The organism is Streptomyces subrutilus, from assembly GCF_008704535.1.
Taxonomy (GTDB): domain Bacteria; phylum Actinomycetota; class Actinomycetes; order Streptomycetales; family Streptomycetaceae; genus Streptomyces; species Streptomyces subrutilus.
This window is the reverse complement of the sequence record NZ_CP023701.1, coordinates 6,964,559-6,988,463: the sequence shown is the minus strand read 5'-3', so window position 1 is coordinate 6,988,463 and position 23,905 is coordinate 6,964,559. Positions and strand designations below refer to the sequence as shown.

Annotated in this window: 26 protein-coding genes; 11 read left to right on the top strand and 15 right to left on the bottom strand. The window is 73.4% G+C overall.

Annotated elements, in window-relative coordinates; all coding sequences use genetic code 11:
• Positions 1-70: 70 nt before the first annotated feature.
• A complete protein-coding gene (locus tag CP968_RS31235; RefSeq protein ID WP_229886867.1) occupies positions 71-484 on the top strand; it encodes a winged helix-turn-helix transcriptional regulator in 414 nt (137 codons plus the stop codon).
• Positions 485-548: 64 nt separating this feature from the next.
• On the opposite strand, the gene CP968_RS31230 is transcribed toward CP968_RS31235, so the two are convergent.
• The 6 genes from CP968_RS31230 to CP968_RS31205 all read right to left on the bottom strand — a co-directional run bounded on the left by CP968_RS31230 (position 549) and on the right by CP968_RS31205 (position 5,429).
• On the bottom strand, positions 549-1,157 hold the full coding sequence (locus tag CP968_RS31230; RefSeq protein ID WP_150521172.1) for a malonic semialdehyde reductase: 609 nt from the start codon (positions 1,155-1,157) through the stop codon (positions 549-551).
• A gap of 90 nt (positions 1,158-1,247) precedes the next feature.
• On the bottom strand, positions 1,248-2,561 hold the full coding sequence (locus CP968_RS31225) for an NtaA/DmoA family FMN-dependent monooxygenase (RefSeq protein ID WP_150521171.1): 1,314 nt from the start codon (positions 2,559-2,561) through the stop codon (positions 1,248-1,250).
• Positions 2,551-3,390: a creatininase family protein gene (locus CP968_RS31220; RefSeq protein WP_150521170.1), complete on the bottom strand. Its 840-nt coding sequence runs from the start codon at positions 3,388-3,390 to the stop codon at positions 2,551-2,553. Before CP968_RS31220 ends, CP968_RS31225 begins: the two co-directional genes overlap by 11 nt.
• Positions 3,387-4,250: a beta/alpha barrel domain-containing protein gene (locus CP968_RS31215; RefSeq protein ID WP_150521169.1), complete on the bottom strand. Its 864-nt coding sequence runs from the start codon at positions 4,248-4,250 to the stop codon at positions 3,387-3,389. The genes CP968_RS31220 and CP968_RS31215 overlap by 4 nt, the downstream gene beginning before the upstream one ends.
• 28 nt (positions 4,251-4,278) lie before the next feature.
• Entirely contained in the window at positions 4,279-4,815 is a 537-nt protein-coding gene (locus CP968_RS31210; RefSeq protein WP_229886868.1) for a nucleoside 2-deoxyribosyltransferase, read from the bottom strand.
• A gap of 5 nt (positions 4,816-4,820) precedes the next feature.
• Positions 4,821-5,429, bottom strand: a complete 609-nt coding sequence (locus tag CP968_RS31205) for a flavin reductase family protein (RefSeq protein ID WP_268253309.1) — start codon at positions 5,427-5,429, stop codon at positions 4,821-4,823.
• A gap of 559 nt (positions 5,430-5,988) precedes the next feature.
• On the opposite strand from CP968_RS31205, the gene CP968_RS31200 reads away from it, so the two are divergent.
• Together CP968_RS31200 and CP968_RS31195 are read left to right on the top strand one after the other, a co-directional pair.
• Positions 5,989-7,677: a CTP synthase gene (locus tag CP968_RS31200; RefSeq protein ID WP_150521166.1), complete on the top strand. Its 1,689-nt coding sequence runs from the start codon at positions 5,989-5,991 to the stop codon at positions 7,675-7,677.
• 185 nt (positions 7,678-7,862) lie between these two features.
• Positions 7,863-8,642: a DeoR/GlpR family DNA-binding transcription regulator gene (locus CP968_RS31195; protein ID WP_150521165.1), complete on the top strand. Its 780-nt coding sequence runs from the start codon at positions 7,863-7,865 to the stop codon at positions 8,640-8,642.
• On the opposite strand, the gene CP968_RS31190 is transcribed toward CP968_RS31195, so the two are convergent.
• The 5 genes from CP968_RS31190 to CP968_RS31170 form a co-directional block, all read right to left on the bottom strand.
• Positions 8,629-9,111, bottom strand: coding sequence for a nuclear transport factor 2 family protein (locus CP968_RS31190; protein WP_150521164.1), 483 nt, complete (start codon positions 9,109-9,111; stop codon positions 8,629-8,631). The two genes, CP968_RS31195 and CP968_RS31190, sit on opposite strands and share 14 nt — an antisense overlap.
• Positions 9,112-9,252: 141 nt before the next feature.
• A complete protein-coding gene (locus tag CP968_RS31185; RefSeq protein WP_373304119.1) occupies positions 9,253-9,675 on the bottom strand; it encodes a subtilase-type protease inhibitor in 423 nt (140 codons plus the stop codon).
• 407 nt (positions 9,676-10,082) lie between these two features.
• The gene (locus tag CP968_RS31180) at positions 10,083-10,799 is read right to left on the bottom strand and encodes a ribonuclease H family protein (protein ID WP_150521163.1); all 717 of its coding nucleotides are present in this window, start codon (positions 10,797-10,799) and stop codon (positions 10,083-10,085) included.
• Positions 10,800-10,890: 91 nt separating this feature from the next.
• Positions 10,891-11,556 (bottom strand): response regulator, encoded by a 666-nt coding sequence (locus tag CP968_RS31175; RefSeq protein ID WP_150521162.1) that lies wholly within the window; start codon positions 11,554-11,556, stop codon positions 10,891-10,893.
• Positions 11,553-12,536: a sensor histidine kinase gene (locus tag CP968_RS31170; RefSeq protein WP_150521161.1), complete on the bottom strand. Its 984-nt coding sequence runs from the start codon at positions 12,534-12,536 to the stop codon at positions 11,553-11,555. The genes CP968_RS31175 and CP968_RS31170 overlap by 4 nt, the downstream gene beginning before the upstream one ends.
• 228 nt (positions 12,537-12,764) lie before the next feature.
• Between CP968_RS31170 and CP968_RS31165 the strand changes: the two genes are divergently transcribed.
• The 5 genes from CP968_RS31165 (at position 12,765) to CP968_RS31145 (ending at position 17,176) form a co-directional block, all read left to right on the top strand.
• Entirely contained in the window at positions 12,765-13,250 is a 486-nt protein-coding gene (locus tag CP968_RS31165) for a cation:proton antiporter regulatory subunit (RefSeq protein WP_483030224.1), read from the top strand.
• A gap of 5 nt (positions 13,251-13,255) precedes the next feature.
• Positions 13,256-14,494 (top strand): cation:proton antiporter, encoded by a 1,239-nt coding sequence (locus tag CP968_RS31160; protein WP_150521159.1) that lies wholly within the window; start codon positions 13,256-13,258, stop codon positions 14,492-14,494.
• Between the two features lie 265 nt (positions 14,495-14,759).
• Positions 14,760-15,257, top strand: coding sequence for a SigE family RNA polymerase sigma factor (locus CP968_RS31155; RefSeq protein WP_150521158.1), 498 nt, complete (start codon positions 14,760-14,762; stop codon positions 15,255-15,257).
• Complete coding sequence (locus CP968_RS31150; RefSeq protein WP_150521157.1) at positions 15,250-15,678, top strand: hypothetical protein; 429 nt, start codon at positions 15,250-15,252, stop codon at positions 15,676-15,678. The genes CP968_RS31155 and CP968_RS31150 overlap by 8 nt, the downstream gene beginning before the upstream one ends.
• Before the next feature lie 280 nt (positions 15,679-15,958).
• Complete coding sequence (locus CP968_RS31145; RefSeq protein WP_229886821.1) at positions 15,959-17,176, top strand: mannosyltransferase family protein; 1,218 nt, start codon at positions 15,959-15,961, stop codon at positions 17,174-17,176.
• Between the two features lie 78 nt (positions 17,177-17,254).
• Here the strand turns inward: CP968_RS31145 and CP968_RS31140 are convergent, their stop codons facing one another.
• Positions 17,255-18,058, bottom strand: coding sequence for a LysR substrate-binding domain-containing protein (locus tag CP968_RS31140; protein WP_150521156.1), 804 nt, complete (start codon positions 18,056-18,058; stop codon positions 17,255-17,257).
• 58 nt (positions 18,059-18,116) lie between these two features.
• Here CP968_RS31140 and CP968_RS31135 point away from each other — a divergent pair, with 58 nt between their 5' ends.
• The gene (locus CP968_RS31135) at positions 18,117-18,521 is read left to right on the top strand and encodes a DUF5997 family protein (RefSeq protein ID WP_150521155.1); all 405 of its coding nucleotides are present in this window, start codon (positions 18,117-18,119) and stop codon (positions 18,519-18,521) included.
• A 126-nt stretch (positions 18,522-18,647) separates the two neighbouring features.
• Here CP968_RS31135 and CP968_RS31130 read toward each other — a convergent pair whose 3' ends face one another.
• Positions 18,648-19,637 carry an aldo/keto reductase gene (locus tag CP968_RS31130; protein WP_229886822.1) on the bottom strand — a complete coding sequence of 330 codons (990 nt, stop codon included), beginning with the start codon at positions 19,635-19,637 and terminating at the stop codon, positions 18,648-18,650.
• A gap of 120 nt (positions 19,638-19,757) precedes the next feature.
• Here CP968_RS31130 and CP968_RS34260 point away from each other — a divergent pair, with 120 nt between their 5' ends.
• Both CP968_RS34260 and CP968_RS31125 read left to right on the top strand, forming a co-directional pair.
• Positions 19,758-19,913, top strand: a complete 156-nt coding sequence (locus CP968_RS34260; protein WP_167536880.1) for a hypothetical protein — start codon at positions 19,758-19,760, stop codon at positions 19,911-19,913.
• 112 nt (positions 19,914-20,025) lie between these two features.
• Positions 20,026-21,507, top strand: a complete 1,482-nt coding sequence (locus tag CP968_RS31125) for a UDP-N-acetylmuramoyl-L-alanyl-D-glutamate--2,6-diaminopimelate ligase (RefSeq protein ID WP_150521154.1) — start codon at positions 20,026-20,028, stop codon at positions 21,505-21,507.
• Between the two features lie 33 nt (positions 21,508-21,540).
• Here CP968_RS31125 and CP968_RS31120 read toward each other — a convergent pair whose 3' ends face one another.
• Both CP968_RS31120 and CP968_RS31115 read right to left on the bottom strand, forming a co-directional pair.
• The gene (locus CP968_RS31120; RefSeq protein ID WP_150521153.1) at positions 21,541-22,083 is read right to left on the bottom strand and encodes a hypothetical protein; all 543 of its coding nucleotides are present in this window, start codon (positions 22,081-22,083) and stop codon (positions 21,541-21,543) included.
• Entirely contained in the window at positions 22,080-23,495 is a 1,416-nt protein-coding gene (locus CP968_RS31115; RefSeq protein ID WP_150521152.1) for an erythromycin esterase family protein, read from the bottom strand. Before CP968_RS31115 ends, CP968_RS31120 begins: the two co-directional genes overlap by 4 nt.
• Positions 23,496-23,905 lie beyond the last annotated feature (410 nt).

The following is a 23,905-nucleotide window of genomic DNA, read 5'->3' as shown; positions in this document are numbered from 1 at the left end:
ATGCCCCGTACAAGTACGGTCATGAATGTGCCGTAGTACCACTCCGTATACCGAGTCGGGGGTGTTCCCAGTGCGGGAGAGCATCGAGAAGTCACCGGAGTACTGCGCGATCGAGACGGCGATGGAGGTGCTGGGGGGCCGCTGGAAGCTGGCCATCCTGAAGGAGCTGCTCTCCGGGACGCAGCGGTTCAGCGAGCTGAAGCGGGCGCTGCCGCGCGTCACCCAGCGCATGCTGACGCGCCAGCTGCGGGAGCTGGAGGCGGACGCGCTGATCACCCGGACCGTCTACCGGGAGGTGCCGCCGCGCGTGGAGTACAGCCTGACCGACGCGGGCCGGAGCCTGGACGCCATCGCGGACCAGCTGGACACGTGGGGCCGTTGGTACCGCGCCACGCACCGGGGCACGGTCCCGGAGCCGGACCGCGGCGGCGGGAGCGAGGGGGCGGAGCGCGACCCGGTGGGCGCCGGGGACCCGCGCCGCTGAGACGTGCGGCGGGGCACCGCGGGCGGGCGCGGGGCCGGGGGCGCGTTCGCGCCCCCCGCCCGCTTCAGACCGTGGTGAACACCTGTCCGTAGCCCAGACGGGGGCCGCGGGGGCGCGGGGGGTGCGCTGCGGGTCGGCCGATGTTCACCACGATCAGCACCTCGTGCCGGCCGGGGGTGAAGAACTCCTTGGTGACGCCGTCGGCGTCGAAGCCCGACATCGGTCCGGCCGCCAGCCCGGCCGCCCGGACCCCGATGATGAAGTAGGCGGCCTGCAGCGCCCCGTTGAGCACGGCCGAGGCCTCCCGGACCGGCCGCTGCGCGTAATAGCGGTCCGCCGCCTGCGGATGGGCCGGGAACAGCCTCGGCAGCTCGGTGTGGAAGTCGCGGTCGACGGCGAGGACGGCGGTCAGCGGTGCCCGCGCCGTCTTCTCGCGGTTGCCCCGGGCCAGGTGGCCGACCAGCCGCCGCCTGCTCTCGGGCGAGCGGACGAGGACCACGCGCAGCGGCTGCTGGTTGAAGGCGGTGGGACCGTACTTCACCAGGTCGTGCACGGCTTCGACGGTGGCGTCGGAGACCGGTTCGTCGGTGAACGCGTCGGCCGAGCGGGCCTGCCGGAAGAGCAGGTCCTGGGCCGCTTCGTCCAGGCGCAGGACGGGATCGGGTGGGTGCATCGGCCTGCCTCGTGGGGGTGGTCGCGTGCCTGCCCGCCCGGAGGGGTCCCGGGCGGGCAGCGGGTCGTACGGGCGGTGGGCGCCCCGGGGTCAGAACTCCGCGAGGTTCTCGCGCAGGGTCCGGCCGGGCGTGTAGGCCGTACGGGTCAGGCCGCGGCGCTGGAGGGCGGGGACGAGGCCGTCGGCGACCTCGGCGATGTAGCGGCGGTTCAGCCGCAGCAGCGGTGTGGTGAGCATGAACCCGTCGCCCCCCACCTCCTCCATCACCTCCCCCATGCGCTCGGCGACCTGGTCCGGCGTGCCGACGAGGTCGACCGAGGACACCAGGCCGCCGGCGCCGTCGATGACCAGTTCGCGCAGGGTCTTCCCGCTCCCCCACTGCTGGAGCTTGTCGAGCGAGCCCTGTTCCCCGTTCGTCTCCAGCCGGTACGGGAGGGGCTCGTCGAGGTCGAACCGGGCGAAGTCGATCTCGGTGAGCGCGGAGGTCTGGGCGAGGATGTCCTGGATGAACTCGGGGGAGGACACCATGCGGGCCTGCTTGTCGCGGGCGTCCTGCTCCGTCTCGCCGAGGACCGGGGTGACGCAGAACAGCACCTTGAGCTCGTCCGGGTCCCGGCCGAAGTCGACGGCGTGGCGCCGGACGTCCTCCCTGAACTGCCGCATGCTCTCCACGCCGCTGGCGATGGCGATGATCGAGTCGGCGTTGCGGGCCGCGAAGACGCGTCCGCGCGGGGACGCGCCGGCCTGGACGAACGCCGGCCTGTGCTGGGGCGAGGGCACCGTGTTCAGCGGGCCGCGGACGCTGAAGTGCTTGCCCTTGAAGTGGATCGGACGGACCTTCGTGTGGTCGGCGTACACCCCCCGGTCGCGGTCCAGGACGACGGCGTCCGGGTCCCAGGAGGCGAACAGCTGCTTGACCACGTCGACGTACTCGTCCGCCATCTCGTAGCGGACCTCGCGGGGCGGCAGCTCCTCCAGACCGAAGTTCCGCGCGGCCAGGTCCTCGGCGCTGGTGACGATGTTCCAGCCGAACCGGCCGCCCAGCATGCTGTCCATGGTCGAGGCCAGGCGGGCGGTCATGAACGGCGGGTAGGCGAGGGTGGACAGCGTGGCGACGATGCCCAGGTGCCGGGTGGCCAGGCCCATCGCGACGGCCAGCGGCACGGGGTCGTGCTTGGGCACGACCATCGCCTGCTTGAGCGCCGCCTCCGAGGAGCCGCCGTAGCTCTCGGGCACCATGAGCTTGTCCTCGACGATGACGTAGTCGAAGCAGGCCCGTTCCAGCGCCTGGGCGACCTCGGTGTGGAACCGTCCGTCCCACGGGGAGCCGCCCGTGCCGAACGGCCCCTGCCAGTCGTCGGGGGTGAAGTTGAAGATGAAGGCGAGGTGGAACTTACGCGTCACGTGTCTTACCTCCGCTCTCGCTGCCCGTCGCGCGCCGGTCCTGCCTGCTGCGCGCGAAGAGCAGCCCGTTCCCTTCCCGCACCATCCCGACCGCTTCCGCGGTCACGTGGCGGAAGAGCTTTTCTCCCAGCGCGGCGCTCGACCCCGAGGTCGGGGAGAGGATGCCCTGGTTGGTCGTGCGCTGTACGTCGATGGGGTGCAGGTACACGCCGCTGCGCGGCGGGTGGTCGTGGTCGGGCCGTTGGTCGCCCACCAGGTCGGGGCGCAGGTGCAGCATCAGGCTGGTCTCCGTGAGCCCCGCGTGCTCGGCGTGCCAGCCCGGGAAGGCCGGGAACTCCGCGGTCAGCCAGGACTCCTGGACCAGGCTCCACCAGCTGAAGGCGAAGACCTCCTTGTCCTCGGCCAGCCCCTCCTGCCGGACCTGGTCGAGCGCCTCGAAGATGAACGGCTCGTTCTCGTAGTGTCCGTTGACCACGATCAGCCGCAGGAACGGCAGGCGGAGCAGGGAGGTGAGCGCTTCGCGGAGGAACCTGACGAGGGTGTCGCCGTTGACGTACAGGGTTCCGGGGAAGGACAGTCCGCCGCCGCTCTGCGGCAGCGACCGGGCCGCGATCGACTGGACGGGGAGGGTGATGCCGTCCAGTTCCGCGGCGATCTGGCGGGCGAACTCCTCGGCGAGCACGGAGTCCACGGACAGCGGCAGGTGCGGTCCGTGCTGCTCCGTCGCGCCGATCGGCCAGACCACGGTGCGGGCCGCGGCGAGGGCATCGGGCACCTGGGGGCTGGCGAGGTCGGCGAAGGCGCGTCCGGCTGCGCCGGGGCGGCTCATGTGGCCGCCTCCAGCGGTCCGGGGGCGAGGGCCGCGCTCTCGGTGACGATGCGGTCCAAGGTCGCGTACATGTCGGTGTGCAGGGCGGTGTAGACCTGGGTGACGGTGGCGCCGACCCTCAGGTAGTCGGCGACGTCGCGCCCCGAGGCGATGCCCCCGCAGCCCAGGACGGGCAGGTCGAAACCGCGCCGGCGCAGTCTCCAGACGGCGGCGAGCACCAGCGGTTTGATGCCGGGGCCCGAGTAGCCGAAGACACCGCCCAGTTCGAGCTCACCGGTGTCGGCCGCCACCGCGGCCCCCGAGATGGTGTCGCTCACCGTGACGGCGTCGGCGCCGCCGGCCAGCGCGGCGCGCACCCGGTCCTCCAGCCCTTCGCCGATGGCGAGCTTCACGGCGAAGGGCAGCGGGGTGCGCGCCCGGGTTTCGGAGGTGTAGGCGAGCACGCGCTCGGGGGTGTCCTCCTCCAGACCGGACTCCTCGTTCAGGCAGGAGATGCCGAGTTCGAGGGCGCGGCAACCGGTCCGTTCCACCCGCGCGGCGAGTTCGCCGAGCTCGGCGGGGGTGTCGGCGTGCAGCGAGGCGATGACGGGGAGGTCGTCGTCGGCGAAGGAGCGGAGCACCTTCAGCCAGTGCTCCACGGGGCGTTTGGAGTAGGTGGTGCTGTTCAGCATGCCCACGGGGAGCCGTACGATCCGCTCGTCCAGGCCGGTCGGCGGACGGGGGTGGATGGTCTTGGTGACGACGGCTCCCGCGCCGGTCGCCAGCAGCTTGCGGATGGTGCGTTCCTGGTCCGTCAGGAGCCCCGATCCCACGAGCACGGGGTTCTTGAGGCGCAGGCCCAGGATGTCGACGTCGCTCACGTGGTCCTCCGCGGGGTCGGTGCCGCGGTCAGGCGACAACGCCGGCCTTGATGGCTTCCTGCTGCTGTTCGGTGGCGGTGAGGACGGCGTCGACCAACAGGTCGGGCTTCTGCACGAATTCGTCGAAGTCGAGGGTCTGGACGGCCCCCACCCGGTGCAGTCCCTTGAGCAGGTGGCTCGCCGACTCGCTGAAGGGCTGTTTCGTGATGAGAACGATCGGGCGGCCCATCGCCGTGGCCCAGCCGAGTTCCACGTGGGTCCCGTCCGTTCGGCGCAGGGTGAGGTCCGGCAGCAGGGGAAGAATGGGCACGAAGACATCGCATTTCTTCATCCAGCGAAAATCGCGTACGGACACCTGGTCCGGTGTGAAGATGTCCGTCTTGGCACCGAACCGCTCGACGAGGTGGGCCGAGAATATGTTGCCGCCGTGCGCCCTGACGGTCTCGATGGCCGTCGAAATGGCGTCCTCAAGATGGCCGACGAAGCCGTCCGGGAGAATGGCGTGCTGGATCGGTCCGCCGACGAACACGTCGAGGCCGCTGAGGGATCCGGTGCGGGTGCTCACGGTTTTCACCGCATTTGCTCCTTAGGGTCTTTCGTTGTCAACGGTGCCCGGCCCTGGGCCGGCTGGTGCGGGGAGAGCGGGAGCGGCGCGCCGCCGGGGGCGTCGTCGTCCGCCATGCGCGTGTAGCGGCCGCGGTGGAAGAGCAGCGGCCGCTTCCCGGGGGACGCGGCGAGTCCTCGGACGTCGGCGCGGACGACGGTGTGGTCGCCGCCGGCGTACTCCGCGTGCACCCGGCAGTCGAGCCAGGCGGCGGCGCCGCTCAGGATCGGCGAGCCGTTCGGCGAGCTGTCCCAGCGCACACCGGCGAACTTGTCGCCGCCCGAGCGGGCGAAGGCCCGGCTGAGTCCGGCCTGGTCCTCCGCGAGGACGTTGACGCAGAACAGGCCGACCGCTCTGATCAGCGGCCAGGTCGTCGACGTCCGGCCGGGACAGAGGATCACCTGGGGCGGCTGGAGGGACAGGGAGGAGAACGCCTGGCACGTGAAGCCGACGGGGCCGTCGGCACCCATCGCCGTGATCACGGTCATGCCCGAACAGAAATTCCCGAGAACATCGCGAAAGGATTCCTGAGTGACCTCGTCGAGGAGAGCTGCGGACGGGATATGGCCAGGCAATGTTCTTCCTCACTCGCGACGTTTCCAATGATGTGTACGGAAGGGGGTGCGTGGCCCTTGAAATCCTCTCCCGCCGACCCGCCTGACCTTCATAAAGAGCCTTGCACCAGCATCCCGGGACGTCAATTGGGCTTTGTTGATTGGCTGGTTCGGGGCTGACGCCTTCGAGTGAACTCCATGCAGTCCGTGACCGAACGGGCACCGCGCATGCCCGTGTCCGGGCGGGGCGGTGCCCGAAAGGCCGTCCGGAACGGGGCGGCGGGCCGCGCGCCGGTCGGGCACCGCCTCTCCCCCCGGCGCGCCGCGCGGGCGCGTGAGGAGTATTCGGCCACCCCCGCCTCCGGGCCGGCTCGCCCCCGCACCGGGTGCGCCTTGTCGCCGCCGCCGAAGTGGGGCACGGTGGAAACGGCACCCCCCTCCCCGGCCCGCCCCGCGGCACGAGCCGGCCGGCGCGGACCCCGCCCGTGCGCCGAGGAGCGTCGCGGCGCTGCCGACCCGGAGGAAAGGCGCTGTCGCCCGACGTGTCCCGCACCCATCAGCGCCCAGAGGAGTACTCGCCATGTCGCCCACGCACACCGTCAAACGGATCTTCGTCACCGGGGGTGTCGCTTCGTCCCTCGGCAAGGGCCTGACGGCCTCCAGCCTGGGTGCGCTGCTGAAGGCTCGGGGCCTGCGGGTCACGATGCAGAAGCTCGACCCGTACCTGAACGTCGACCCGGGGACGATGAACCCGTTCCAGCACGGTGAGGTGTTCGTCACCAACGACGGCGCCGAGACCGACCTGGACATCGGCCACTACGAGCGGTTCCTGGACGTCGACCTCGACGGGTCGGCGAACGTGACGACCGGACAGGTGTATTCCACCGTCATCGCCAAGGAACGCCGCGGCGAGTACCTCGGCGACACCGTCCAGGTCATCCCGCACATCACCAACGAGATCAAGCACCGCATCCGCCGCATGGCGACCGCGGACGTCGACGTCGTCATCACCGAGGTCGGCGGGACCGTCGGCGACATCGAGTCCCTCCCGTTCCTGGAGACCGTCCGCCAGGTCCGCCACGAAGTCGGCCGCGACAACGTCTTCGTCGTCCACATCTCGCTGCTGCCCTACATCGGCCCCTCCGGCGAGCTGAAGACCAAGCCCACCCAGCACTCGGTCGCCGCCCTGCGCAACATCGGCATCCAGCCCGACGCGATCGTCCTGCGCGCCGACCGCGAGGTCCCCACCTCCATCAAACGCAAGATCTCCCTGATGTGCGACGTCGACGAAGCCGCCGTCGTCGCCGCGATCGACGCCAAGTCGATCTACGACATCCCCAAGGTCCTGCACACCGAAGGCCTCGACGCCTACGTCGTCCGCAAGCTCGACCTGCCCTTCCGCGACGTCAACTGGACCGTGTGGGAAGACCTCCTGGACCGCGTCCACAACCCCGACCACGAAGTCACCGTCGCCCTCGTCGGCAAGTACATCGACCTCCCCGACGCCTACCTGTCGGTCACCGAGGCCCTGCGCGCCGGCGGCTTCGCCAACCGCGCCCGCGTCCACGTCAAGTGGGTCACCTCCGACGACTGCAAGACCCCCGCCGGAGCCGCCACCGCCCTCGCCGACGCCGACGCGATCTGCGTCCCCGGCGGCTTCGGCGACCGCGGCGTCAACGGCAAGGTCGGCGCGATCACCTACGCCCGCGAGAACCGCGTCCCCCTCCTGGGACTCTGCCTCGGCCTGCAGTGCGTCGTCATCGAGGCCGCCCGCAACCTCGCCGGGATCACCGACGCCAACTCCACCGAGTTCGACGCCTCCACCCCCCACCCCGTCATCTCCACCATGGAAGAACAACTCGCCTTCGTCGAAGGCGCCGGCGACCTCGGCGGCACCATGCGCCTGGGCATGTACCCCGCCAAACTCGCCGAGGGCTCCCTGGTCCGCGAGGCCTACGGAGACCAGCCCTACGTCGACGAACGCCACCGCCACCGCTACGAGGTCAACAACGCCTACCGCAGCGAACTCGAACAGAAGGCCGGCCTCGTCTTCTCCGGCACCTCCCCCGACAACACACTCGTCGAATACGTCGAATACCCCCGCGACGTCCACCCCTACCTCGTCGCCACCCAGGCCCACCCCGAACTCCGCTCCCGCCCCACCCGCCCCCACCCCCTCTTCACCGGCCTCGTCAAGGCGGCGGTGGCGTACCGGAGCGGCGCGGCGGGGGCGGGCTCCGGCCACTGTGCGGGCGCCGACGGCCCGTAACGGCAGTCACGCGAGGGACGCGGCCGGACAGGGCGGACGCGGGACACGTCCACATGCGCACGAAGTGGTCGTGATCGCACATATCCGGGCGGGCAGATCTGGCGCCAGGACACCTGTCGGGCGGGCCGGGAGCCTTGTAGAAATTGATCCATTGGCCCGAACGGCCGGCGCGGTTGCGCTTCGTGATGCACAGGAGAACCACCGTGGACGCCGAAGACCGCCGACGCCGCATCATCGATCTCGCTCGCGGCACCGGATCGGTGGACGTCGGCGGCCTCTCCGGGCAGTTCGGCGTGGCCCGGGAGACGATCCGCCGCGACCTGCGCCTCCTGGAGGACCACGGCCTGGTCCGGCGCACGCACGGCGGCGCGTATCCGGTGGAGAGCCCGGGGTACGAGACGACGCTGGCCTTCCGGACCACCATGCACGTCCACGAGAAGAAGCGGATCGCGGCGGCCGCGGTCGAACTCGTCGGCGCCGCCGAGACGGTCTTCATCGACGAGGGCTTCACCCCCCAGCTCATCGCCCAGGCGCTGCCCCGCGACCGGCCGCTGACCGTGGTGACCGCGTCCCTCGGCACCGCCAGCGCCCTGGCCTCCGTCGATTCCACGACCGTGCTGCTGCTCGGCGGCCGGGTGCGCGGCGGCACCTTGGCCACGGTCGGCCACTGGGCCGCCCACATGCTGTCGGAGTTCGTGATCGACCTCGCGTTCATCGGCGCCAACGGCATCTCCCGGGAGCACGGCCTGACCACCCCCGACCCGACGGTCAGCGAGGTGAAGGCGCGAGCCCTGCGGATGTCCCGGCGCCGGGTGTTCGTCGGTGTGCACACCAAGTTCGGAGCGGGCAGCTTCTGCCGGTTCGCCGAGGTGTCCGACTTCGAGACCATCGTCACCGACACGGCCCTCCCCCAGTCCGAGGCCCACGGCTACGCCCTCCTGGGCCCCCAGGTCATCCGGGTGTGACCGTCGTCGCCCCGGTCCGGCCGGGTGCGGCGGACCGCGTGGCCGCCCCGGTCCCGGCGAAGTCGGAGGCGCCGCCCGCGGGCAGGGCGAGGGGGTTCCAGTAGTCGCGGTAGTGGACGATCAGGCCGTTCCTGACCGTCACCACGGCGATGTACGTCATGGCGAAGGGGTCGCCGGTACGCACCAGGCGGCCCGTTCCGTGCATTTCGACCACGATGGTCTCCGGCCGGGCGGTGTGGTGGATCCGTACCGAGGAGAAGGCGTGCAGGTCGATGTGGTCGGGGTAGCCGCGCATGTAGGCGGCGACGGCCGCCTTGCCGTCGAGGCGCGCGGGCCAGCCCTCGGGGGCGAACGGGAACTCGAAGACCCCTTCGTCGTCCCACAGGTCGATCCAGGCCGCGATGTCCTTGTCCAACAGCAGGCGCAGGCCGCGGCGGTAGACGCTCGCGGGTGTCGCGTTCGGTGCCATGAGTGCTCCGCTCCACAGAATACGGACCTTCGGTCCGCTTGTGGAAACGATACGGACCTTCGGTCCGTTCAACAAACCGCGCTCCGCGGCGCGGTGCCGGCCGACCCGCCAGGTGCCGGCCGGCACCGCGCCGCCCCCGTGTCAGAAAGCGAAGACGGCGTTCCCGTTCAGGGTCGCGGACATGGCGCAGGAGTTGGAGAAGGTGTGCGTCCACGCCACGCGGGCGCCCTGCCACACGCCGTCCGCGGTGACGGTCACGGGGGCGTAGTGCATCGGACACGCCCGGTCGGAGTCCGGGGTGGCCAGCAGTCGGTCGAACGAGCCCCCGGTGGAGCTCAGCGCGGCGCAGGCGGCCTGCGGGCTGGGGTGCGTTCCCTGGGCGGTCGGCGCGCAGCTGAGGGTGGACGCCCGTACGACGGTCGCCGCACCGGCGTCCCCCTGCGCGACGGTGAAGACCATGGCGGACGGCGCGTACAGGCTCGCGGGCCGGGCCTCCGCCATGCCGGTGGCGCCGGCCAGGCAGAGGAGGGCAGCGGCGGAGACAGCAGCGATGCGGTGACGCACGACAGACTCGCTTTCGATTCTCAGGTTGGGCGCGGCGATTGGTTTCACCATCGCGCCTTGACGTCCCCAACCATGGAGGATCTGAAGGGTTGTTGCACATCGATGGCCGTTTTACGGACACTCCGTTCGCATATCGGAGACCGAATGGTCGTTCGGGCAGCTCACGGGGGGTGCGCTCCCTGCGTAGCGGACCGGGAACACGGGGTGACGGCGAAGGTGACGTGCTTCCCGAGCCCTTCTGACCTGCTGTCGGTCACGCGCGGTTCACCGGACGGCCATCCAGCTTGGCCGGATAGCGCGCGGAACCGCGCGCGGGGGCAGCGTCGCGACGGGGAGCGCCACGGCAGCACCGCGCTCCGCACGGCCCTCGGGCGGGGCCGTACGGAGCGCGGTGGGTGGCGGGCGGGTTACGCGGGGGTCGCGGTCGCGCAGTCCGGGTGGCCCCAGCGCTTGCCGTTGTTGGTGATGGACTCGCCGGCCGCGTACGTCCTGCCGCACGGGCAGGTGCCGGGGAACTTGGCCTTGATGGCCCGCTGCCCGCGGGTCGGCGCCGCTCCCGCGCCGGCCGCGCCCGCGGTGGTCCTGCGCCCGGACGCACCGGCCTTGCCGCGCGCGGGCGTGCTGCGGGCGGGGGCGGGCTGCGGCATGTCCGCGTCCCCGAGGGCGGTGCCGGCGGCCCGCTGCGAGAGCGCGGCGTCGCTGGCGGCCTGGTCGGCGATGGCGTTGAGGTGGTCGCCGTCCTCGCGGTGGGCGGGGACGTAGCGGAAGGTCACGTCGCGCTCCGCGAGCAGCAGGTCGATGCGCTCGACGAGTTCGCGGTTGGCGACGGGCTGCCCGGAGGAGGTCTTCCACCCGTTGCGCTTCCAGGCCGGGAGCCACTGCGTCACGGCCTTCATGGCGTACTGCGAGTCCATGCGCACCTCGACGGAGGTACCCGGGTCGAGGGCTTCCAGCAGCCGCTGGAGCGCGGTCAGTTCCCCGACGTTGTTGGTGGCCCGGCCGAGCGGGCCGGCCTCCCAGCGCTCGGGGGTCCCTGCGGCGTCGGCGATGACCCAGGCCCATGCGGCGGGGCCGGGGTTCCCCTTGGCCGCTCCGTCACAGGCGGCGATGATGCGATCAGACATCCCCCGATCATGCCCCATCCGCGGAGCCGGACGCGCCCGGCCGCCGGGCGGTGCCGAAGCGCTCTGCCGGGCCCGGGACGCCGCCGACGGCTCAGGGCTCGATCAGGCCGACGCGGATCGCGTAGCGGGTCAGCTCCAGGCGGTCGCGCATGCCCAGTTTGCGGAGCAGGTTGGCCCGGTGGCGTTCCACCGTCTTGGCGCTGATCACGAGGATCTCGGCGATCTCCTTCGACGAGTGGCCCTCGGCGACGAGCTTGAGGATCTCCTCCTCCCGCTCGGTGATGGCCCGTGCGGGCAGCGGCTCCCCGTGCCGGGCGCGGTCCAGGTAGTTGCGGATGAGGGTGGTCTCGGCGCCGGGGTAGATGAAAGGTTCGTCGCGGATGGCGGCGCGGCAGGCCTCGACGAGGTCGCGGTCGGCGACGGACTTGAGCACGTAGCCGGCGGCTCCGGCCTTCAGCGCCTCGAAGAAGTACTGCTCGTTGTCGTACATGGTCAGGATGAGGATGCGCAGGCCGGGCCGGAGCCGGGAGAGCTCCCGGGCCGCCTGGAGGCCGGTCAGCCGGGGCATGGCGACGTCCAGCACGGCCAGGTCCACGTCCTGCGTACGGGCGAGGGCGACGGCCTCCGCGCCGTCGCCCGCCTCGGCGACCACGGTGAGGTCCGGTTCGGCGTCGAGGATGAGCCTGACCCCGCGCCGCACGAGGGCGTGGTCGTCGGCGAGCAGCACGCGCGTCGGCGGCCGCGGGGTGGTCGTCACCGGTCACCCCCGGTGGGTCGGGCGGCGGGTACGTCCATGCGGACGTCGGTACCGGGCCGCGGGTCCCCTGACGCGCCGCCGGCCGCGGGGCCGACGGTCAGCTCGGCGCCGATCAGCAGGGCGCGTTCGCGCATGCCCTGGATGCCCGCCCCCTCGGGGGCCCCGCCGATGCCGCGGCCGTCGTCCCGTACCAGCAGCCGCACCGCCCCGTCGGGCCGGTGGGAGAGGCGCAGTTCGACCTCGGCGGCTCCCGCGTGGCGGGCGGCGTTGGTCAGGGCCTCCTGCGCGACCCGGTAGAGGACCAGCTCGGCGGCATCGTCGAGCGCGGGCAGCCCGGGGGCGAGCACGTGGCGGACGGTCAGCGACCCGGTGGTGAACTCGGCGGCCAAGGCGCGCAGCGCGCTGTGCAGGCCGAGCTCCTCCAGGAGGCCGGGGCGCAGCCGGCGGGCGATGCGGCGGATCTCGTCGAGGCTCGCGCGCGTGGTCTCCTGGGCCTGGTGGAGGTCCTCGCGCAGTTCCTCCGGCGCCCGGTCGGCGGCGTACTTGAGCTGGAGCAGCACGGCGGTGAGGGTCTGGCCGACCTCGTCGTGCAGTTCCCGGGCGATGCGCTGCCGTTCGGCCTCCTGGGCGGAGAGGGCGCGGGCGCTGCTGGTGGCCCGTTCCGCCTCCAGCCGGGCGAGCATGGCGTTGAACGAGGTGGTGAGCTCGGCCATCTCCCCGGCGCCGGCGATCGGCGCGGCCCCGCTGCCCGGACGCAGCAGGTCGACGGCGGTCATCGCGCGGCTGAGCCGGGCCAGGGGGGCGAGGCCGATGCGGAGCAGGGCGGCGTTCGCGACGAGCATGGCGGCGAGGCCGGCGAGGAGGACCACGGCCTCGCCGAACAGCACGGGGGTGGAGACGGTGACGGGCCCGAAGAACAGCAGGACGGCCACGACGAGGACGGCGGCGTTGAGGAGGAAGATCCGCCAGTACAGCGACATCGACCGCGCCCTCCCGTGTTCCGTGTGTGCCGGGGCCGTGACCTGCGGCGGGACCTGGCCCCCGGCCCACCTTGCCGGTCCCGCCGGTTCTTGTCCATCCGTGCCGACACCCATATCCCGCCTCCGCTCCGACCTGGCACGATGGGCCGGCGCGCGGGGCGGAGAACCTGCCCGTGCCCGGCCCCCGCGCCGCACCACCACCCACCAGATCGAGAGGGGGACAGAGCTGTGCCTGCTCCACGGATGAGCACCACACCGCTGCCCGGCATCGGTGTCCAGTACGACCTCACCACCCGCGAACACCGCCACCTGTCGGTGGTCGCGCACCGCGACGGCACCCGCACCGTCAACGTCTACCGCAACGACGACCCCGACGCCTGCGCGCAGTCGCTGCACCTGACGGGCGCCGAGACGGCCTCGCTGATCGACGCGCTGATGCCCGCGCACCACAGCCCGAACGTCCTGCACACCACCGACCTCGGTCTGGTGGCCGAGCGGATCGAACTGTCCGCGCACTCCCACTGGAACGGCCGGCTGCTCGGCGAGACCTGCATGCGGACCGAGACGGGGGTGTCGATCGTGGCCGTGCTGCGCCGCGCCGAGGCCCGCCCCTCCCCCGCGCCGGACTTCCGGCTCGCGGGCGGGGACACCCTCATCGTGATCGGCACCCGCGAGGGCGTCGACGCGGCGGCCGTGATACTCGGACGGGAGTGACGCCGGTGCACTCCGCTGTCTTCCTGATCGAGTTCGGCGCGATCATCCTCGGCCTGGGCCTGCTGGGCAGGCTCGCCGGCCGCTTCCACTTCTCCCCCATCCCGCTGTACCTGCTGGCCGGGCTCGCCTTCGGCACGGGCGGGCTGCTGCCGCTCGGCGCCAGCGAGGAGTTCGTCGCGATCGGCGCCGAGATCGGCGTGATCCTCCTGCTGCTGATGCTGGGGCTGGAGTACACCGCCAGCGACCTGGTCTCCAACCTCAAGACCCAGTACCCGGCCGGGCTCGTCGACTTCGGCCTGAACGCCGTGCCCGGCGCGCTCGCCGCCCTGCTGATGGGCTGGGGGCCGGTGGCGGCCGTGGTGCTGGCCGGCGTCACCTGGATCTCCTCCTCGGGCGTCATCGCGAAGGTCATGGGCGACCTCGGCCGGGTCGGCAACCGCGAGACCCCGGTGATCCTCAGCATCCTGGTCCTCGAAGACCTGGCCATGGCCGTCTACCTGCCGATCGTCACGGCGCTGCTGGCCGGCGTCAGCCTCGCCGCCGGCAGCGCGACCCTGGCCATCGCGCTCGGCGTCGCGGGGGCGGTGCTGTTCGTCGCGGTCCGCTACGGGCGGCTGATCTCCCGGTTCGTCTCCAGCGACGATCCGGAGAAGCTGCTGCTCGTCGTCCTCGGCCTCACCCTGCTCGTGGCCGGGATCGCCCAGCAGCTCCAGGTCTCGGCCGCCGTCGGCGCGTTCCTCGTGGGGATCGCCCTGTCCGGCGAGGTAGCCGAGGGCACGCACACCCTGCTCAGCCCGTTGCGGGACCTGTTCGCGGCCGTGTTCTTCGTCTTCTTCGGCCTGCACACCGACCCCGCCAGCATCCCGCCGGTCCTGCTGCCCGCGCTCGCGCTGGCCGCCGTCACGGCGGGCACGAAGATCGCCACCGGGTACTGGGCCGCGAAGCGGGCCGGCATCGGGGTCAAGGGTCGGTGGCGGGCCGGCGGGACGCTGGTCGCCCGCGGCGAGTTCTCCATCGTCATCGCCGGGCTCGCCGTCACGGCGGGCATCGAGCCGGCGCTGGGACCGCTGGCCACCGCGTACGTCCTCATCCTGGTGGTGGCCGGCCCGCTGACCGCCCGCTACACCGAGCCGCTGGCCGCCTGGATCGGCGCCCGCCGGGCGTCCGGCGCCCCGACGGCCCCGCCGGCCGCTCCGGCGGCCCCCGAGGCCGTCCAGGACCCGGACCCGGCCGTCCGCCCCTGAGCCTCGGCCCCCCCGCCCCGGGGGCGGGCGCACCGGATCCGTCCGGAGCGCCCGCCCCCTTCGCGTGCCGTCGGCGCCCGCCCCGGGACGCGGTGGCGCACCGCGCCCGCGCCCTGCCGCGCGGGCCGGGACCGGGCCCGCCCGCGTGTCCGCACGTCCGGGGTGTGACGCCACTCACCAGACTTCTCGTCGTCCGGTGTAGACCGGACGCGGTGCGGCGGGCGTATGCCCGGTGAGAGGGACACATGGATGCGGGAGTGGATTTTTGACCGTCGAGGAGTTCGAAGAGTTCTACGCGCAGGCGGCGGGGCGGCTGACAGGACAGCTGTACGTGATGCTCGGCGACCACCACGAGGCACAGGACGTGGTGCAGGAGGCGTTCGTCAAGGGGTGGGGCCGGCTGCGCCACCTGGACCGCGAGGGGCGGCCCGAGGCCTGGATCCGTACGGTCGCCTGGCGGCTCGCGGTGAGCCGCTGGCGCGTCCGGCGGCGTACCGCCGACGCCTGGCAGCGCACCGCCCCCGCCGGGCACGTGGACGGGCCGGGCCCCGAGGCGGTGGCCCTGGTGGAGGCGCTGCGGCACCTCCCGCCCAAACAGCGCCGGACCATGGCCCTGCACTACGTCTGCGATCTGACCGTCGAACAGATCGCCGACGAGACCTCCCTCTCCCCCAGCACGGTCAAGACGCACCTCTCCCGGGGGCGGACCGCCCTCGCCCGTCACCTGCAGGACCCGCGCATTGAGGAGGCTCCCGGTGCCTGACTCCCACGACCCGCTGCGGTCCCTGTTCCGGGAGGCGGCCGCGGCCGGACGGTCCGGGGCCGACCTCCCGCCCGTGTCGGTCATCGCCCGGCGCGGCGAGCGGGCGCGGCGGCGCCGGATCGCCGGCTACGGCCTCGCGGCCTGCCTGGTCCTCGGGAGCGCGGGCGCGCTGGTGGCCGGACCGCTGCCGGGGGGCGGCGGGGCTCCGCTGCCCGCGACCTCCCCCTCCGCCCCGTGGCCGCCGCCCTCACCCTCCACGGTGTCGACCCAGGGGCCGCCCGAACCGAGCAGCTCCATGTCCCGCACCCCCCCGCCCGCCGAGACCACCCGCCCGACCGGCAGCACCCTGCCCCCGGTGCCGTCGGGCACGACGACGAACCCGGAGACGTCCCCCACGCCCACGCGGCACGGCCCCGGCTAGGCCGTCTCTTTCGGATCTTGCCGGGCCCGCGACGCCTGGCACCGTGCCTGGCCGCACTGCCGAGGCGACCACGTACGTCCAGTACGCGAGCGCCCCGGCAGCACGCCCAGGCACGGCACCAGACGCCGCGCGCTCGGCCGACAAGATCCGAAAGAGACGACCTAGGCCGACCGGCAGCCCGAGCCCAGCCCCAGCCCCGGGAAGACCACGTCCGTCCGTACCGGCCGTGCAGCGCGCGGACCGGTGGTTCACCGTGCGCCCGGCCGATCAGGAGGTCCACGTGACCGTATCCACCCCGACCAGGCCCGCCGCGGGCCCCACCGGCCCGGCCGCCGTCACGGTCGCCGTCCGACGGCGGCGGCCGGCGCCCCGGCTCGGCCCCGCCGACCGCGAGGTGCTGTGGTTGTACGTGCTGACCCGCATCGGAGTCTGGATCACCGCCGGGGCCGTCACCTGGCTGTTCCCTCCCGACGGCGAGGCCCGCCGGCCCGCCTCGCCCCTCTCGGCGTGGCAGCGGTGGGACTGGTGGCACTACCTGCACATAGCCGAGGACGGCTACTTCCCGGCCGGGGCCGGCCCGTGGACGCCCGGCTGGGACAACCGCGAGGCCTTCTTCCCCGGCTTCCCGCTCGTCCTGCGGGCCGTACACGCCGTCGTCCCGCACTGGGCGGCGGCCGGGGCCCTCGTCTCGTTCGTCGCGGGCGGCGTCGCGGTGGTCGCGCTGGCCCGGATCGCCCGCCGGGCGCTGCCGGTCGCGGACGCGGGCCGCCGTACGGTGCTCTTCTTCCTGCTGTCGCCCTGCGCGGTCTTCCTCGCCGCCGGCTACACCGAGGCGCTGTTCCTCGCCCTGGCCCTGCCGGCCTGGCTCGCGGCGCAGCGCGGGAACTGGGCGGCGGCCGGGGTCCTGACCTGCCTGGCGTGTTCGGTGCGGGTGACCGGCCTGTTCCTGGCCGCCGCGCTCGCGCTGCACTTCGTCCTCGGCGCGCGGGAGCGTGCGCCGTGGCGCTCGGCGCCCTGGCTGGCGCTGCCCGCGCTCGCGCCGCTGCTGTACGGCTGGTACCTGGCGGCGCGGACCGGGGACGCGATGGCCTGGAAGCACGCGCAGGAGCGCGGCTGGTACCGGGACTTCCACACGCCGTGGGAGGCCTGGTCGCACACGTGGGAGGCCGCCTTCGGGCACACGCAGGCCACCGGGTACGCACTGATGTGGCAGGGCGAGCTGCTGGCGATGGTGGTGGGCCTGGTGCTGCTGGTGGTGCTGGTGATCCGGCGGCGGCTGCCCGAGGCGCTGTACCTGGCCCTCACCCTCTGGGCGCTGGGGACCTCGTACTGGTACATGTCGGTGCCCCGCTCCACCCTCCTGTGGTGGCCGCTGTGGATCGCCCTGGCGGAGTGGAGCCTGCGACGGCCGCGCGTGCTGGCCGCGTACCTGTACGTCGCGGGTCCGGTGACCACCGTGGTGGCCGTGACGTTCCTGACCGGCCGCTGGGCCGGCTGACCGGCACGCCGCCACCCGGCCCCGGCCCCGGCCCCGGCACGACGGTGCGGGCGGCGGGCCGGAGCGCGGGCCGGACGGCTACGGCTTGCGGCGGGGCTTGCCGCGCTTGGCGGCGCCGCCCTTGGCCCCCTTGGGGCCGCCGGAGCCGGCCCGCGGGTTCTTGGCGCCGGCCTCGCCGGACCGGCCCGCGGCCTGCTTGCCGCCGCCCGCCGGCTTGCGCTGGGCGCCGCCCGCCTCGGCCCGCTTGCCCTTGGGCTGCGGCGGTGTCGGCGGCCGTCCCCGGGTGCTGTTGACGGTGCGTCCCCGCACGATCCCGATGAACTCCTCCACCAGGTCGGTGGTCTCCTCCTGCGGCCACGACAGGGCCACCCGCGACTCAGGTACGCCGGAGACGGGGCGGTAGGTGAGGTCGCGGCGGTGGTGCAGGCGGGCCAGTGACTGCGGGACGACGAGGACGCCCACCCCGGCCGCCACCAGCTCGACGGCGTCGGCGGTGGTGGCCGGCCGCTCGTTCGCGGGCCGCCCCGGAGGGGCTTGCCAGTCCAGGGTGTCGTCGAGGGGGTGCAGCACCAGCTCGTCGGCCAGGTCCTCGACGGACAGCTCCTCCACCGCCGCGATGACGTGGTCCTTGGGGATCACGACGACCGTGGTCTCGGTGTAGAGGGGGATCGCGCTGAGGTCCGTACGGTCGACCGGCAGGCGGACGAAGCCGGCGTCGGCGCCACCGGCCCGCAGGACGCCGAAGGCTTCGTCGGCGGAGACCGCGACGAGGGCCAGCGGGACGTCGGGCAGCCGCTCGTTCCAGATACGCACCCACTTGGTGGGGGTCACGCCCGGGACGTAGGCGAGCCGGAACGAATGGGGTACTTCCGAGCCTGTCACCCCGCCAGATTACCCGGCGTGGTCAGAGGTAGCGCACACGCTCGATACTCTTGGCACCATGACGTCGCACCAGAGCCCCCAGACGATGAAGCCCGCGACCGCGGCGAAGAAGCTGGGCGTGTACCTCGAGGCCACCCCCGCAGAGTTCCAGGAGGGTGTCGTCTCGCGCACCGAGCTGAGTGCGCTCCAGGCCGACCCGCCCCAGTGGCTGCAGGACCTGCGGCGCAACGGCCCGCACCCCCGCCCCGTGGTCGCCTCGAAGCTGGGCGTCTCCATCGCGGGCCTCGCCCGCGGCGGGGTCACCGAGCCCCTCACCACCGAGCAGATCGAGGCCCTGAAGGACGAGGCCCCGGAGTGGCTGGAGAAGGAGCGGGCCACCCAGGCGGAGGTCCGCAAGGAGACCGTCCGCATCAAGGAGAAGAACGCGGAGCGGGCGGCCAAGGCCGCACAGCAGGACTCCTGACCCCCTCCCGGCCCACCGGCCGGGACGGCGGCACGGTACGGAACGGCCCGAGGGGCGGCCGGAGCTCTCTGCTCCGGCCGCCCCTCTCGCGTACCCGCCGCGGGGCCGGCTCGCGTCGGACGCGGATCAGGGCAGCGGGAGGGCCCGGGCGGTGATCCAGAGCTCGTACCACTCCTCGTGCGTGAGGTCGGGCTCGCGCAGCGCGGCGTCGCGGCAGGCGCGGATCCGGTCGGGCCGGGCGGTGCCGATGACGGGGGCGATGCGCGCGGGGTGGCGCGCCAGCCACCACAGCAGGACGGTCTCGGGCGTCGTGTCCTTCTTGCGGGCCAGGTCGGCCAGCAGCCCCGCGGTGGCCCGTTCGGCGGGGGTCTCCTCGCGGCCGGTGAACCGGCCCTGCGCCAGTGCGCCCCAGGCCTGGAGGCGGATGCCGTGCGCGCGGCAGTGCTCCAGCGTGCCGTGGGGGAAGCCGTTCGCGGTGGCTCCGGAGGTGTTGAGCAGGACGCCGGCCTCCACCCAGTCGCGGCTGTGCAGGCTCATCTCCAGCTGGTTGGCGACCAGCGGCACGTCGAGCCGGGACTGGAGGGCGGCGATCTGCGGTGCGCCCATGTTGGACACGCCGAAGGCGCGCACGAGGCCCTGCCGGTGCAGGGACATCAGCGCGGCCGCGGTGTCGTCGGGGTCGGCGAGGGGGTCGGGGCGGTGCAGCAGCAGCACGTCGATCACGTCGGTGCGCAGCCGGTCCAGGCTCTCCGCCACGCGCCGTTCGATGCTCGCGCCCCGCAGGTCGTACCGGCCCGGGCCGCCGTCCTGGCCGGCCAGGCGGATGCCGCACTTGGTCTGCAGCGTGATCCGCTCCCGCAGTCCGGGCGTCCGCGCGAGCACCTCTCCGAAGACGGCTTCGGCCTTGCCGTGGCGGTAGATGTCGGCGTGGTCGAAGGTGGTGATGCCGCTGTCGAGGGCCGCTTCGACGGCGGCCTCGGCCGCGTCGATGTCGGCCGGTTCGGGGGCACCGGGCTCCCAGCCGCCGCCGAGGCCCATGCATCCGTACAGCACCCGGTCGTCCGTCATGTCCCTCGTCCCGTCCACCGTCACGCTCACGTTCGTGTTCGCCGCCACGCGCCCACCCTAGGGGGTGCCGCGTCGATCGGACCAGGGTCGCCGGAGGTGCGGGCGGGCGTCCGGGGCGCCGGCCGCGGTGTGGATCCGGGGCCACTGGGTGGGCCGTACACTCGGCCCATGGGTCGCACGCGTTCTCCGAGGCAGTGCCTGCACCAGGCCGCCCCGGACGCGCGCCCCGCCGCCGGGGCCGCGACCGCCGTCGAGCCGGCCGCCGCCGACCGCGCCGCCGCGAAGCCCGACAGCCGCCGCGTCGCCCTGCACGGCCACGGCTAGCGGCCCGCGCCTTCTCCGCTCCACGTCACCACAGCAGCTTCCCGGCACGCCGCCGGCGCTGCCGCCTGGCTACGGCCGCACGCCCGGGCCGAGCCCCCTCGAAGGGACCATCGTGAAGCTGAGCGACTTGCTGGCCGGTCAGGAGCACCTCGTCCTCCAGGGCGACCCGGACACGACACTGATCACCGCCGGAACCACCTTCGACGCGGACCGGGTGACACCGGGTGCGCTGTTCATCGCGGTGCCCGGACACCGGGAGGGCGGCCCGGACTCGGTGTCGCCCGCGCTGGCCCGGGGCGCCGCCGCCGTGCTCGTCGACGGCAGGGAACCGGCCCTCCCGCCGTCGGTGTGGCCGCCGGGTGCCTGCGCCGTGCGGGTGCCCGACACGCGGACCGCGGCGGCGGTGGTGACCTCGCGCTACTTCGGCGAGCCGGGGCGGCAGATGGACATGGTGGCGATCACCGGCACCAACGGGAAGACCTCGGTGTCCTACATGGTCGAGTCCGCGCTGCGGATCGCCGAGGGGGCCCGGGTCGGGGTCATCGGGACCGCGGGCAGCAGGATCGGCGACGAGCCGATCCCGATGCCGCGTTCGGTGCTGACCACTCCCGAATCACCGGACCTGCAGTACCTGTTGGGGTACATGCGCGACCGCGGGGCGGGCAGCGTGGTGCTGGAGGCCACCTCGATGGGCCTGCTGACGCACCGGGTGGACCGCACGTTCATCGACGTCGGGGTCTTCACCAACCTGACCCAGGACCACCTGGACGACCACGGGACGATGGCGGACTACCGGGACGCCAAACTGCGGCTCTTCCAGGGACTGTGCCGGCGCGCGGTGGTCAACGCCGACGATCCGGTGGGCGCGTCCGTCGCGGCGCTGATGCCGGGCGCCGTGACCACGTACGCGCTGGACGCACCGGCGGACTACCGGGCCACCGACCTGGCGGTGAGCGCCTCCGGCACCCGGTTCACGCTGCACCACGGCGGGCGCGCGTACGCCGCTTCGATCCCGGTGCCCGGCCGGTTCTCGGTGGCCAACGCCCTGGCCACGGTGGCCGCCTGCCACGTGCTGGGGCACGCGCTGGGCCCGTTGGTGGACGCGCTGGCGCAGATGCCTCCCGTACCGGGCCGCTTCGAGCGCTTCCGGACGCCGTCGGGGACGTCGGTGATCGTGGACTACGCCCACTCCCCGGACTCGTTGGACAAGGTCCTGAGCACGATCCGCGGCTTCGCCCCGGGTCGGGTGATCACGGTCTTCGGTTGCGGCGGGGACCGCGACACCACCAAGCGGGCCGAGATGGGCCGGATCGCCGGTACCCATTCCGACCTCTGCGTGCTGACCTCGGACAACCCCCGCACCGAGGACCCGGAGGCCATCCTCGACGAGATCGCGCCGGGTCTGGCGGCGGTCGGCGCCGCCTACCACCGGTGCGCGGACCGGCGTAGGGCGATCGGCTTCGCGCTGTCCGACGCGGGACCGGACGACACCGTCCTGATCGCGGGCAAGGGCAGCGAGCCGCACCAGATCGTCGGCGAGGAGCTGCTGCCCTTCAGCGACATGGCCACGGTGCGGGAGCTGTCCCTGCCGTAGGGCGGGTCCGCACCGGGCGCGGGCGTCCGGTGCTCAGCGGCCGCGTCGGCTGCCGAAGACGGTGAGGCCGAGGTCCCTCATCGCGGCCTCGGCCCGCTCCGCGTCCAGGCCCTGGTCGATGGCTTCGAGGGCGGCGGCCGCCGACACCTGCACGGGGTGCGGCAGTCCGTCGTGGGCGGCGACCCGGTAGGCCAGGTCGCGACGGGCCCGGCGCTCCTGCCCGCTCACCCCGTCGGGGGTGAGCGGGAAGACCGCCGCCCGGTACGTGGCGACGCAGACGAGGACGCCGTCGGCGAGGCCCTCCGCGTAGCCGTCGCCCCGGGCCGCCGCGGCGGCCCGGGAGGGACGGGGCCCGGGTGCGGGCGCGCGCCCGGGGTCCGGCCGGAGCAGGGTGAGGACGTGGCGGCGGGAGGACAGCGCGCCCGCCCCCGCGCCCAGTCCGGCCACCCCCGCGAGGAGGAGGGCCGTCGACCGGCCGGACAGCAGGAGGCCGAGGCAGGCCCCCGCGACCGTCCCGCACGACACCAGGACGAAGGTGATCATCAGGTGGATGCGTGCGGCGGGCCGGGGCGTCATGCCCAGCAGTATGCACAGGGCGGTACGGGCGGTCGGCCGCCGGTGGGCACGGGACCGGGGAGCAGGCCGGCGGCGCCGACCCGGTGCAGGTGGATGACGATGTCGTACGAACGGCCGAGCGCGACCGGGTAGTCCGTGCCGGGCCCGGGGTAGGCGGTGCCGATGCTCCGGGTGCTGCGGGCCGTGTCGAGCCAGCCGCGGGCGGCCGGGGACACGGTGCGCAGGTCCACCGCGTAGTCGCGGTGGCGGACCCGGTCCAGGGCGTGTTCGTTGCTGCCGGGCTGCGCGGGGCCGACGGTGAAGGTGCGGACCGTGCCGTCGTCGCCGGTGGCGTTGAAGGAGCCCCGGTCGAAGCTGGTGCCGAGGCTGACGTAGTGGCTTCCCAGCCGGTCGCGCAGGAAGGTGCCCTGGATCCTGGGGTAGTTCCGCGGGTCGGGGGTCTCCAGGGCGATGTGCGCGTTGTGGGCGGAGAGCAGCACCTTGTCCCCGGTGTGCTCCTGCCACCAGGCGACGTTGTCCGCCATGATCTGGTCCCGGTAGCGCATGGCGGGGCCGATCTGCCCCGGGTCGTCGAAGTCGAAGGCGTAGCCCCGGGCCGTCTGGTCGATGGCGGTGGCGTGCTGCACGGCCCAGGCGTGGGCCTGCGGGCCGGTGCCGGGGGCGGGCCGCTGCTGCCGGAGGAGGTCGAGGGCGCGTCCGGTCCGGTCGGCGGTTTCCCGGCGTTCGGCGAGCGGCCGGAGCATGTACGCGTTCATGAAGGTGTCGACGCTCGTCGTGGGGCGCAGGCCGCGGTAGAGCTCGGTGAAGCGCGCCAGCAGCTCCGGGCGGGCGGTGGCCACGTAGTCGGTCACCTTGTCGTAGAGGCCCGGACCGGCGTAGCCGAAGTCGTCGCCGAGGAACTGCACGGGGTCGTCGGGGTGCCGGAGGTTGCGGGCGCGCATCCACCGGAGCAGGTCCAGGTACTCGGTGTTGTTCCACCACGCGTAACTGTTCTGGAACTCCTCCCGCATGATGGTCAGCGGGTCGCCCGTGCCGTGCAGCACGTACGCGTTGAGTCGCAGTCCGGAGCTCCAGCTCCCTTCCAGGGCGAAGCTGCGGAAGCCCTTCTCCTCGACGAGGTAGCGGAAGACCCGCTGCTTCATGGCGAAGAACTCGTGGGAGCTGTGGGTGGCTTCGCCCATGCCGACGACCCGGGCGTCGCCCACCATCCGGCCGACGGGGCGCAGGTCGTCCGGGTCGGCCCGCGGGTCGGTCGTGCGCAGCGGGTGCGCGGCGCGTTCGAGCGCGGCCACCGGGGCGGGCGCAGACGCGGGTGGCGGTGCGGGGGGCTGCGCGGCCGAAGCGGGCGCGGCGGCGAGGACCGTCGCGAGGGAGAGGAGCAGGGCCGTGAGTGTGGGGCGGTGCGGTCGCATGCCCCCACCCTTCCTGGCGGCGGGGTGCGGGCGGGATACGGACCGCCCCCGTCCTGGCCGGGGGTCAGCCCCCGTGACGCGCCCGCCGGGTCGTCGCCCCGTCCTGCGGATGCTCCGGGGGACCGACCGGCTCCGCGCACTCCACGGTGCCGTTGCGGCGGGCCCGTTTCGGCGGCGGGCACCGTGAGGTGGCCCCTCGCGGCCGTGCGTACGCCCCTGTACGCGCGGACGGCGGCGCACCCGATCCGATCGTCTGAACGAATCGATCCTCGCGTGCCTCTTGAGCGTCAATTCGCACACGTGCTAGAACCGTTCAGCGGGACGTCCCCCACCCCGCCCCCGCGTGACGCCGCCTCGGATCCGCGCGGTCGCCTCCCGCCGCGCGCCACCCCGCACGCGCCGCGTGGCGC

Bases quoted from the DNA above. Each gene is read 5' to 3' on its own strand.
- CP968_RS31115 (WP_150521152.1), bottom strand. From the start codon at position 23,495: ATGCGACCGCACCGCCCCACACTCACGGCCCTGCTCCTCTCCCTCGCG.
- CP968_RS31195 (WP_150521165.1), top strand. From the start codon at position 7,863: ATGCACAGGAGAACCACCGTGGACGCCGAAGACCGCCGACGCCGCATC.
- CP968_RS31135 (WP_150521155.1), top strand. From the start codon at position 18,117: ATGACGTCGCACCAGAGCCCCCAGACGATGAAGCCCGCGACCGCGGCG.
- CP968_RS31190 (WP_150521164.1), bottom strand. From the start codon at position 9,111: ATGGCACCGAACGCGACACCCGCGAGCGTCTACCGCCGCGGCCTGCGC.
- CP968_RS34260 (WP_167536880.1), top strand. From the start codon at position 19,758: ATGGGTCGCACGCGTTCTCCGAGGCAGTGCCTGCACCAGGCCGCCCCG.
- CP968_RS31200 (WP_150521166.1), top strand. From the start codon at position 5,989: ATGTCGCCCACGCACACCGTCAAACGGATCTTCGTCACCGGGGGTGTC.
- CP968_RS31170 (WP_150521161.1), bottom strand. From the start codon at position 12,536: ATGTCGCTGTACTGGCGGATCTTCCTCCTCAACGCCGCCGTCCTCGTC.
- CP968_RS31230 (WP_150521172.1), bottom strand. From the start codon at position 1,157: ATGCACCCACCCGATCCCGTCCTGCGCCTGGACGAAGCGGCCCAGGAC.
- CP968_RS31180 (WP_150521163.1), bottom strand. From the start codon at position 10,799: ATGTCTGATCGCATCATCGCCGCCTGTGACGGAGCGGCCAAGGGGAAC.
- CP968_RS31120 (WP_150521153.1), bottom strand. From the start codon at position 22,083: ATGACGCCCCGGCCCGCCGCACGCATCCACCTGATGATCACCTTCGTC.
- CP968_RS31220 (WP_150521170.1), bottom strand. From the start codon at position 3,390: ATGAGCCGCCCCGGCGCAGCCGGACGCGCCTTCGCCGACCTCGCCAGC.